The sequence below is a fragment of the Microbacterium sp. HMWF026 genome (assembly GCF_003061325.1).
Taxonomy (GTDB): domain Bacteria; phylum Actinomycetota; class Actinomycetes; order Actinomycetales; family Microbacteriaceae; genus Microbacterium; species Microbacterium testaceum_E.
On the sequence record NZ_QAJB01000322.1, the window covers coordinates 1,801 to 10,411 of the forward strand.

Annotated in this window: 9 protein-coding genes; 5 read left to right on the forward strand and 4 right to left on the reverse strand. The window is 71.4% G+C overall.

Annotated features, from left to right (window positions below; all coding sequences use genetic code 11):
- Together DBR36_RS12255 and DBR36_RS12260 are read left to right on the forward strand one after the other, a co-directional pair.
- Positions 1-986: deoxyribodipyrimidine photo-lyase (locus DBR36_RS12255; protein WP_258222783.1), on the forward strand; the 986-nt coding region annotated here is incomplete at its 5' end.
- Positions 987-1,014: 28 nt separating this feature from the next.
- Positions 1,015-1,806 (forward strand): nucleotidyltransferase domain-containing protein, encoded by a 792-nt coding sequence (locus DBR36_RS12260; RefSeq protein WP_108319772.1) that lies wholly within the window; start codon positions 1,015-1,017, stop codon positions 1,804-1,806.
- 56 nt (positions 1,807-1,862) lie between these two features.
- Here DBR36_RS12260 and DBR36_RS12265 read toward each other — a convergent pair whose 3' ends face one another.
- Complete coding sequence (locus DBR36_RS12265; RefSeq protein ID WP_108319774.1) at positions 1,863-2,285, reverse strand: Asp23/Gls24 family envelope stress response protein; 423 nt, start codon at positions 2,283-2,285, stop codon at positions 1,863-1,865.
- 119 nt (positions 2,286-2,404) lie between these two features.
- Positions 2,405-2,644, reverse strand: a complete 240-nt coding sequence (locus DBR36_RS12270; protein ID WP_146185342.1) for a hypothetical protein — start codon at positions 2,642-2,644, stop codon at positions 2,405-2,407.
- 134 nt (positions 2,645-2,778) lie between these two features.
- Here DBR36_RS12270 and DBR36_RS12275 point away from each other — a divergent pair, with 134 nt between their 5' ends.
- The gene (locus DBR36_RS12275) at positions 2,779-3,828 is read left to right on the forward strand and encodes an LLM class flavin-dependent oxidoreductase (protein WP_108319778.1); all 1,050 of its coding nucleotides are present in this window, start codon (positions 2,779-2,781) and stop codon (positions 3,826-3,828) included.
- 52 nt (positions 3,829-3,880) lie between these two features.
- Here the strand turns inward: DBR36_RS12275 and pheA are convergent, their stop codons facing one another.
- Together pheA and DBR36_RS12285 are read right to left on the reverse strand one after the other, a co-directional pair.
- Positions 3,881-4,843, reverse strand: a complete 963-nt coding sequence (gene pheA, locus DBR36_RS12280; RefSeq protein WP_108319780.1) for a prephenate dehydratase — start codon at positions 4,841-4,843, stop codon at positions 3,881-3,883.
- A 10-nt stretch (positions 4,844-4,853) separates the two neighbouring features.
- Entirely contained in the window at positions 4,854-5,771 is a 918-nt protein-coding gene (locus tag DBR36_RS12285) for an EamA family transporter (RefSeq protein ID WP_108319782.1), read from the reverse strand.
- Positions 5,772-5,843: 72 nt separating this feature from the next.
- On the opposite strand from DBR36_RS12285, the gene DBR36_RS12290 reads away from it, so the two are divergent.
- Complete coding sequence (locus tag DBR36_RS12290) at positions 5,844-6,761, forward strand: LysR family transcriptional regulator (protein WP_108319784.1); 918 nt, start codon at positions 5,844-5,846, stop codon at positions 6,759-6,761.
- A gap of 117 nt (positions 6,762-6,878) precedes the next feature.
- Positions 6,879-8,525, forward strand: a complete 1,647-nt coding sequence (pgm, locus tag DBR36_RS12295) for a phosphoglucomutase (alpha-D-glucose-1,6-bisphosphate-dependent) (RefSeq protein WP_108319786.1) — start codon at positions 6,879-6,881, stop codon at positions 8,523-8,525.
- The last annotated feature ends 86 nt before the right edge of the window (positions 8,526-8,611 follow it).

Consider the following 8,611-nt stretch of genomic DNA (forward strand, 5'->3'; position numbering starts at 1 on the left):
CGAACCTGCTGTACGAGCCCTGGACCGTTCGCACGCAGAGCGACAAGCCCTACGGCGTGTACAGCCCGTTCTCGCGCGCCGTGCAGAAGCTGCCCGCGCCGCGAGCGCCGCTACCCGAGGCGCGCAAGGTGCCGGGGGTGTCGGCATCCATCGACTCCGACGACCTGTCGTCGTGGGGCCTGCTGCCCACGGAACCCGATTGGGCCGGCGGCCTGCGCGAGACGTGGGAGCCCGGAGAGCCCGCCGCGAAGGCGCGCCTGAGGGAGTTCCTCGACGACGACCTCGGTGACTACTCGACCTACCGCGACGAGTTCGCCGGTGGTGCGACGTCGAACCTGTCGCCCCGCCTGCGCTGGGGCGAGCTGAGTCCGTACCAGGTGTGGCACGAGACGCTGGAGCACAAGGGTTCGGGGACGCACGCGAAGAGCGCGGCGGGATTCCTGTCCGAGATCGTCTGGCGCGAGTTCGCCTGGCACGTGACGTTCCACGCCCCGGACATCGCGACGAAGAACTGGCGTCGCGAGTACGACGCCTTCCCCTGGCCGACGCTGAACCGCTCCCACCTCGAGAAATGGCAGCGGGGCGAGACCGGTGTCGCCGTCGTGGATGCCGGGATGCGTCAGCTCTGGAAGACCGGCGTCATGCACAACCGGGTGCGCATGGTCACGGCATCCTTCCTCATCAAGAACCTGCTGATCGATTGGCGCCACGGCGAACAGTGGTTCTGGGACTGCCTGGTCGACGCGGACGCGGCGAGCAATCCGTTCAACTGGCAGTGGGTCGCCGGATCGGGAGCGGATGCCGCACCCTACTTCCGCGTGTTCAACCCCGAAACGCAGCGCAAGAAGTTCGATCCGCGCGACGCGTACGTGAAGGAGTGGGCACCGGAGCACCTCGGCGACAACCCGCCGGAGCCGATGGTCGATCTGGGAGAGACGCGCAAGCGCGCCCTCGACGCGTACTCGCACGTCCGTCACGGGGGCTGAGCTCGGAGGCGCTCGGTATCGTCGGACGATGCGCGCCGTCCCCGCCTCCCTCGACCCCGCCGTCGTCGCCGAGATCGATCGCCGCCTGACCGCGGTCGGCGAGGTCCATGGCGTCCGCATCCCCTGGGCGATCGAGAGCGGCAGTCGCGCGTGGGGATTCCCTTCGCCCGACAGTGACTACGACTGCCGGTTCCTGTTCGTTCGACCACGGGCCGAGTACCTGTCGCTGTGGCCGGCGCGGGACGTCATCGAGACGCCGCTGGACGAGACGTTCGACGTGAACGGGTGGGACCTCGCCAAGACCGTCCGACTGATCGTCAAGGGAAACGCCACCGCCCTCGAGTGGCTGCGTTCGCCGATCGTCTACACGGGCGATCCGGCCTTCCGGGATCGCCTGATGGCCCTCGCCGACGCAACGGTCGAGCGCGCGTCCGTCGGACGGCACTATCTGCACGTCGGTCAGCAGCAGCGAGCCGGAGCGAAGAGCCTCAAGCGGTTCTTCTACGCGCTGCGGCCGGCGGCAGCCCTGCGATGGCTGCAGACTCACCCCCAGAGCGCGCTGCCCCCGATGGACCTTCCGACCCTCCTCGCCGAGGGCGAGGTCGCCTCCGACGTCCGCGAGGCGGCCGACGCTCTCATCGAGCTGAAGTCCCGCACCCGCGAACTCAGGACCGGCGCGCCGCCGCTCATCCTCGACCGGTTCGTCGACGCCCAGTTCGAGGCGGGCCGCATCTTCGACACGGCTCCCGTCGAGAGGGACCCCGTCACGGTGCAGCGGGCTGCGAACGATTACTTCCGCCGCGAGATCACCGACGGCTGAGCTCGCGGGCACGCGAAAGGGGCGCCACCTCGCGGTGACGCCCCTGTCGACGGATGTCAGTTGACGCGCGCCTCGTCGGCGGTGTCCTCGTCGTCGTCACCCGGGATGAAGACGTCGACCACGGTGACGTTGATCTCGGCGACCTTCATGCCCACGAGGTCGGTGATGGCCTCGTGAACCGCCTTGCGGACGTTGCCGGCCACGCGCTGGAGCTGCTCGGGGTAGTCGACCTGGATGGCGATGTCGGCGGCGACCTCGGTCTCGCCGACCTCGACACTCACGCCCTGGGCGTAGTCCTTCGCGCCCACGGCCTGGCGGATGTTGCCGATGACGCGGGCCGCGCCGCCGCCGAGGGCGTGCACGCCGGGAACCTCGGCCGCGGCGATGCCGGCGACCTTGGCGACGACGGCGTCGACGATGACGGTCGAGCCGCCGTCCTTCGTGGTGGGGGTGCCGGTGGTGATGGTGTTCTCAGCCATGTGCGCTTCCTTCCGTCGTACCGGGACCGTGTGTCCCGCGATGTCATAGATAGGACGCGAGCCGGCACCGATTCGTCACGCGGTTTTCCTGAGAGAAACCTGGGGATGGATGCCGCGCCTCAGCCGTCGTACCAGACGCCGGCCGCGGAGTCGGGTTCGACGTCCGGACCCTGGTCGGTCGTCGCATCCACGCCCCACAGCACGACGCGCGTGTGCGCACTGAAGAGGACCCGCACCTCGCGACCGCCGGTCACCGTGAATCGCTCGAACCGCCCACCGTCGTGGACCGCCGTCTCGATGCGGCGCTCGAGGTCGGCGACGTCCTGCCCGGGCGCGAGGGCGAACGTCGCATCATCCACGGCCATCATCGTGCGTGCTTCGTTCCCCGGTCCGTTCATGCGCGGCACGATAAGAACCCCGCCGCCTCCCGGTCACGGGGGTTGCGCTCCCCGCCCGAAGGAATACGCGCGGGGCCGCGGCGGTTGCAGACCGGGTGAACGACGCGATCCCCTCCCTCTCCGTTCTCGACCTCGTGCCCGTGCGACACGGGCAGACCAGCGCCCAGGCGGTGAGCGCGGCCCTCGACCTGGTCGAGCGCGCCGACCGCCTCGGTTACCGCCGCTACTGGTTCGCCGAGCACCACAACATGCCCTCAGTGGCATCCACCACTCCCCCGGTCCTGATCGCCGCCGCGGCGGCGCGCACGAGCCGCATCCGCGTGGGGTCCGGCGGCGTCATGCTGCCCAACCACTCGCCGCTGATCGTCGCCGAGCAGTTCGCCGCCCTCGAAGCCTTGGCCCCCGGTCGCATCGACCTGGGCATCGGCCGCGCCCCCGGCAGCGACCCGGTCATCACGCAACTGCTCAATCGCTCCGGCACGACCAGCGACGTCTCGCGGTTCCCCGACCACGTCACCGACATCATGGCGCTGACCTCGCCCGAGGGCGCGACCGTCCGCTTCACCTCGGGCACCGAGTACCAGGTGAAGGCGACGCCGTCGGCATCCGGGATGCCGCAGGTGTGGCTGCTCGGGTCGAGCGACTACTCCGCGCAGCTCGCCGCGAGCTTCGGTCTGCCCTACGTCTTCGCGAACCACTTCGCCGGTGAAGGCCTCGACCGCGCGCTGCACCTCTACCGCGACCAGTTCGTCGCCAATGAGAGCGGCGAGGGCCCCCGCACCTTCGTGACTGCCAACGTCGTCGCCGCCCCCACCGCCGAAGAGGCCGAGGAGCGCGCCCTCCCGCAGCTGCGCATGATGGCGCGCCTGCGCACCAACCGTCCCCTCGTGCCGCTCGAGACGATCGAGCAGGCCCAGGCCGACCCGTTCGACGCGATGGCCGAGTCGATCATGGCGTCCACGCGGCAGAAGTGGTTCGTCGGGACGGGCCCGGACGTACAGGGTCAGCTCGCCGCTTTCGCCGCGCAGCACGGCGTCGACGAGATCATGGTGTCGCCGGTGGCGGGCGCCTACGACGGCGAGGGAGCGGACGGACGCATTCAGACGCTCGAGCTGATCGCACAGCAGGCGGCCGTCGCGGCCTGAGAGGGGTGGGCGGGTGCGAGTGCCCGCCCACGGTCGCCGAGGCGTCCGAGGGTCAGGCCTCGGGCTCGCCGCTCAGCAGACCCCGCAACCAGTCGCGCGCCTCGACGAACACATCGTCGCTGTAACGCTGCGGGTACCGGACGATCGCGCGGTCCGCGCGCGCGTACGAGCCGAGGAAGATGACCTTCGGGCTGAAGCGCCGAAGGCCCAGCAGCGCGTCGGCCATGCGCTCGTCGTGCACGTGTCCGTCGGCGTCGATCACGAAGCGGTAGCGCCCGAGGGCGTCGCCGATGGGGCGGGATGCCAACAGGCTCAGGTTGATGCCCCGGGTGGCGAACTGCTCGAGCAGCTCCAGCAGGGCACCCGGGTGGTCCTCGGGCAGCTCGACGATGAGCGAGGTCTTGTCGGCTCCGGTCGGAGGCGCCGGCGCGACCGTGCGGCTGACCAGCACGAAGCGCGTCACGGCGTTGGGGTTGTCGCCGATGTTCTCGGCCAGCACGCTCAGGTCGTGGTGCGCGACGATCCCGGGGGCGGCGACCGCCGCGTCGGCGGCGCTCGTGCCGTCCAGCACTCCGAGCGCGCTCGCGACATTGCTCTCGGCCGGCAGGTGCGCGTGGGCGGGCAGATTCTTGCTCAGCCAGCCCAGGCACTGTCCGTAGGCGACCGGGTGCGCGGCGACGAGCGAGACGTCGTCGAGGGTGGCTCCGGGCCGCCCGACGAGCACGAAGTTCACGGGGACGAGGTATTCGCCCACGATGCGCAGTCCCGGCACGGTCGCCAGGGCATCCTGCGCCGTCGAGACCCCGCCGTCGACGGAGTTCTCGATCGCGATCATCGCGGCATCCGATCGTCCCTCGACGACGTCGGCCAGCGCTTCGCCGACATTGCGCACCGGGCGCCAGATCTGGTCGCGCGCCTCGGGGACCTGCGCGAGGGCCGCCTCGGTGAACGTCCCGGCCGGGCCCAGGTAGCTGTAGGTACGACGGGCGGGCACGGTCTCTGTGTCGGGCAGCACGGCGACCAGCCTAGACCGGGGTGTGCGCTTCGGCCTCCGCGACCGCGGGACGACGCCGCGCGCGCGGCGCCATCGTCGTCACCAGCACGCCGCCCACCAGCAGGAGTCCCCCGACGATCTCGGCCGGCGCCGGGATCTGGCCGAGCAGCAGGACCGCGGCGATCATCGCCACCACGGGCGCGAGCAGCACCCACGGGACCACCGCCGCCGAGGGGTTGCGGGCGAGCAAGCCGTTGAAGATCGCGTACCCCGCGAGGGTGCACAGTCCGGCCGTGTACACCGTCGACAGCACGGCCGACCAGCCGAACGCGGCGAGCCCCGCGCCGATCGCGGCGGGACCGTCGACGGCGAACGCGAGGGCGAGCGCCGGGACGGGGACGACGAGCGCCGACCAGACCGTGAGCGAGAGCGAACCCAGCGGCCCCGGCCCCGCGACGACGCCGGCCCGCCGGGACACGACGTTGCCCACCGCCCACGACAGCGCCGCGGCGAGCGCGAGCACCACCGCCAGCGCGGGCGCGTTGCCCCCGCGACCGGCGGCGACCACCGCGAGGCCGGCCACTCCGATCGCGACGCCCACGCTCTGCCCCGCGGTGGGCCGCTCGCGCAGCACGCCCGCGGCGATGACGACCGTGAACACCGCCTGCGCCTGCAGCAGCAGTGCCGCCAACCCCGGCTGCAGCCCCAGCGCCAGCGCGGTGTAGAGCAGCCCGAACTGCCCCAGGCTCATGAAGAGACCCACTCCCACGACGGTGCGCCAGGATGCCACGGGCCGAGGCACGATCACGATGAAGACCGCGACGACGGCGAAGCGGATCGCGACGAACAGCAGCGGCGGGATGCCGGCCATCCCCCACTCGATGACGAGGAAGTTGAAGCCCCAGGCGGCGGCCACCCCGGCGGCCAGCATCATGTCGCGTCTGCTCACGTTCCCAGTCCAGCGGCATCCGTTGTGAAGCACCAGCGACCGTTTCTTCACGAAACACGGTAGCGTCGCTGCATGATTGATCTCGATGCCGTCCGATCGCTGCGCACGGTCGCCCGCGAGGGGAGCGTGTCGGCGGCCGCCTCGGCTCTGGGCTTCACCCCCTCCGCCGTGTCGCAGCAGATCAAGCGCCTCGAACGCGAGACCGGCGTGACCCTCCTCGAGCGCGTCGGCCGTGGCGTCGCCCTCACCGACGCCGGGACGCACCTCGTCGTGGGATCTACGCCGATCCTCGCCGAGCTCGAGAAGCTGCGCGCCGACCTGCAGGCCGACGGATCGCCCCGCGGTGCGGTCGCCGGCGACCTGCGCGTCGCCGCCTTCTCGACGGTGGTACGGGGGATGCTCGCGCCCCTGCTGGTCGACCTCGCCGCAGCGCACCCCGACCTGCGCCTCCTCGTGCGCGAGAGCGAGCCGTGGGAGACGGTCGCGCTCGTGGCCTCCGGCCAGCGCGACCTCGGGATCGCGCACCAGTGGGGCGGAGTGGCCCTCGCGATCCCCGAGAACATCGTCGTCACGCCCCTGTTCACCGATGTCGCCGACGTCATCGTCCACCGGAACCACCGCCTCGCCGACCGCGAGGTCGTGCACCCCGCCGACCTCGCCGACGAGGCCTGGGTCGCGACCTTCGAGACCACCATCTGCCGGCAGTGGCTGCGACGGCTGTTCGACGGCATCCGCAATGCACCCCGCGTGGTCTACGAATCCATGGAGTTCGAGAACCACCTCGAGCTCGCACGCACCGGGGCCGTCGTGGCGCTCGTTCCCCGGCTCGGACGCGCCGCCCTCGGCGACGACCTGGTCGCGATCCCCACCGCGGCACCGGCCTCCACCCGCGACGTCGTCGCCGTGCACCGGCGCTCGCAGGCCGATTCGCCCGCGCTGCGGGTCGCGCTCGAGGCCCTGATCGCCGCGGGGCGCGGCCGCCCGCGCTGAGCGCTCCCCCGCCCGGGGGCCTCCGCACGGACCCGGCGAAGCGGTTCGCGGCGACGGATTCGCCCAGAATGCGTCACGGCGTGTGCGCATGTCGGATCCACCGGGCAGACTGGGCGCATGAGCAGTCGCGCAGGACAGCCCGCCGAGGCATCCGATCTCATCGACATCGACGAACTGATCGCCGCTTACTACGACCGCAAACCGGATGCCACGGTGCCCGAGCAGCGCGTCGCCTTCGGCACCAGCGGCCACCGTGGATCGTCGCTGAGCACCAGCTTCAACGAGGACCACATCCTCGCGACCACCCAGGCGATCGTGGACTACCGCGCCGCGCAGGGCATCACCGGCCCCCTCTTCCTCGGCCGCGACACCCACGGTCTGTCGCTGCCGGCTGAGCGCAGCGCGATCGAGGTGCTCGTTGCCAACGGCGTCGATGTGCGCGTGGACGCGCGCGACTCGTGGGTGCCGACCCCCGCCCTCAGCCACGCAATCCTCACCTACAACCGCGACCGTGCCGCCGACGACGCGGGCCGCTCGGACGGCATCGTCGTGACCCCCTCGCACAACCCGCCCCGCGACGGCGGCTTCAAGTACAACCCGCCGCACGGCGGCCCCGCCGACACCGACGCGACCGGCTGGATCGCCGACCGCGCCAACGCGCTGATCGCCGCCGGGCTCGAGGGCGTGCAGCGCACCCCGCACGCCGACATCGACCTCGAGAGCCTGGGCCAGTACGACTTCCGCGACGCGTACGTGCGGGATCTGGCATCCATCATCGACGTGGACGCGATCAAGAACGCCGGCGTGCGCATCGGCGCCGACCCGCTGGGGGGCGCGTCGGTGGAGTACTGGGCGCTCATCGCCGAGGTCTACGGCCTCGACCTCACGGTCGTGAACCCAGAGGTCGACCCGACGTGGAAGTTCATGACGCTCGACTGGGACGAGAAGATCCGCATGGATCCCTCGTCCCCCTCGGCCATGGCCTCGCTCGTCGCCGCGCGCGACGAGTACGACATCCTCACGGGCAACGACGCCGACGCGGACCGCCACGGCATCGTGACGCCCGACGCGGGTCTGATGAACCCCAACCACTACCTGGCCGTCGCGATCGACTACCTCTTCTCGCACCGCGACGGATGGCCGACGGATGCCGCCGTGGGCAAGACCCTCGTCTCGTCGATGATCATCGACCGCGTCGCCGCCTCGCTCGGCAAGACGCTGCTCGAGGTGCCGGTGGGCTTCAAGTGGTTCGTCCCCGGCCTGCTCGACGGATCCGTCGCCTTCGGCGGCGAGGAGTCCGCCGGAGCGTCGTTCCTGCGCAAGGACGGCACCGTCTGGACCACCGACAAGGACGGCATCCTGCTCTGCCTGCTCGCCGCCGAGATCCTCGCCGTCACCGGCAAGACGCCCTCCCAGCGCTACGCCGAGCTCGAGGCGGAGTTCGGGGCTTCGGCGTACCAGCGGGTCGACGCCCCGGCCTCGCCCGCGCAGAAGTCGGCCCTGTCCAAGCTGTCTCCGGATGCCGTCTCGGCCACCGAGCTGGCGGGTGAGCCCATCACGGCCAAGCTGTCGCACGCGCCGGGCAACGGCGCCGCGATCGGCGGCCTCAAGGTGCAGACCGAGTCGGCGTGGTTCGCCGCCCGCCCCTCGGGTACCGAGGACGTCTACAAGCTGTACGCGGAGTCGCTGCGCGGCGAGGACCACCTGCGCGAGGTGCAGGAAGAGGCGCGGGCCGTCGTATCGGCCGCCCTCGGCCAGGCCTGATTTACGGTCTTCTCAGCGGCGTCGCCCCTCGCGGGCGGCGCCGCTTTCGCGTGCGCCCGCGGCGCGCGGGGGGCGCACGCGAAAGC

Excerpts from the sequence above, each read along its gene's own strand:
- pgm (WP_108319786.1), top strand. The coding sequence starts at position 6,879 with ATGAGCAGTCGCGCAGGACAGCCCGCCGAGGCATCCGATCTCATCGAC.
- DBR36_RS12260 (WP_108319772.1), top strand. The coding sequence starts at position 1,015 with ATGCGCGCCGTCCCCGCCTCCCTCGACCCCGCCGTCGTCGCCGAGATC.
- DBR36_RS12265 (WP_108319774.1), bottom strand. The coding sequence starts at position 2,285 with ATGGCTGAGAACACCATCACCACCGGCACCCCCACCACGAAGGACGGC.
- DBR36_RS12290 (WP_108319784.1), top strand. The coding sequence starts at position 5,844 with ATGATTGATCTCGATGCCGTCCGATCGCTGCGCACGGTCGCCCGCGAG.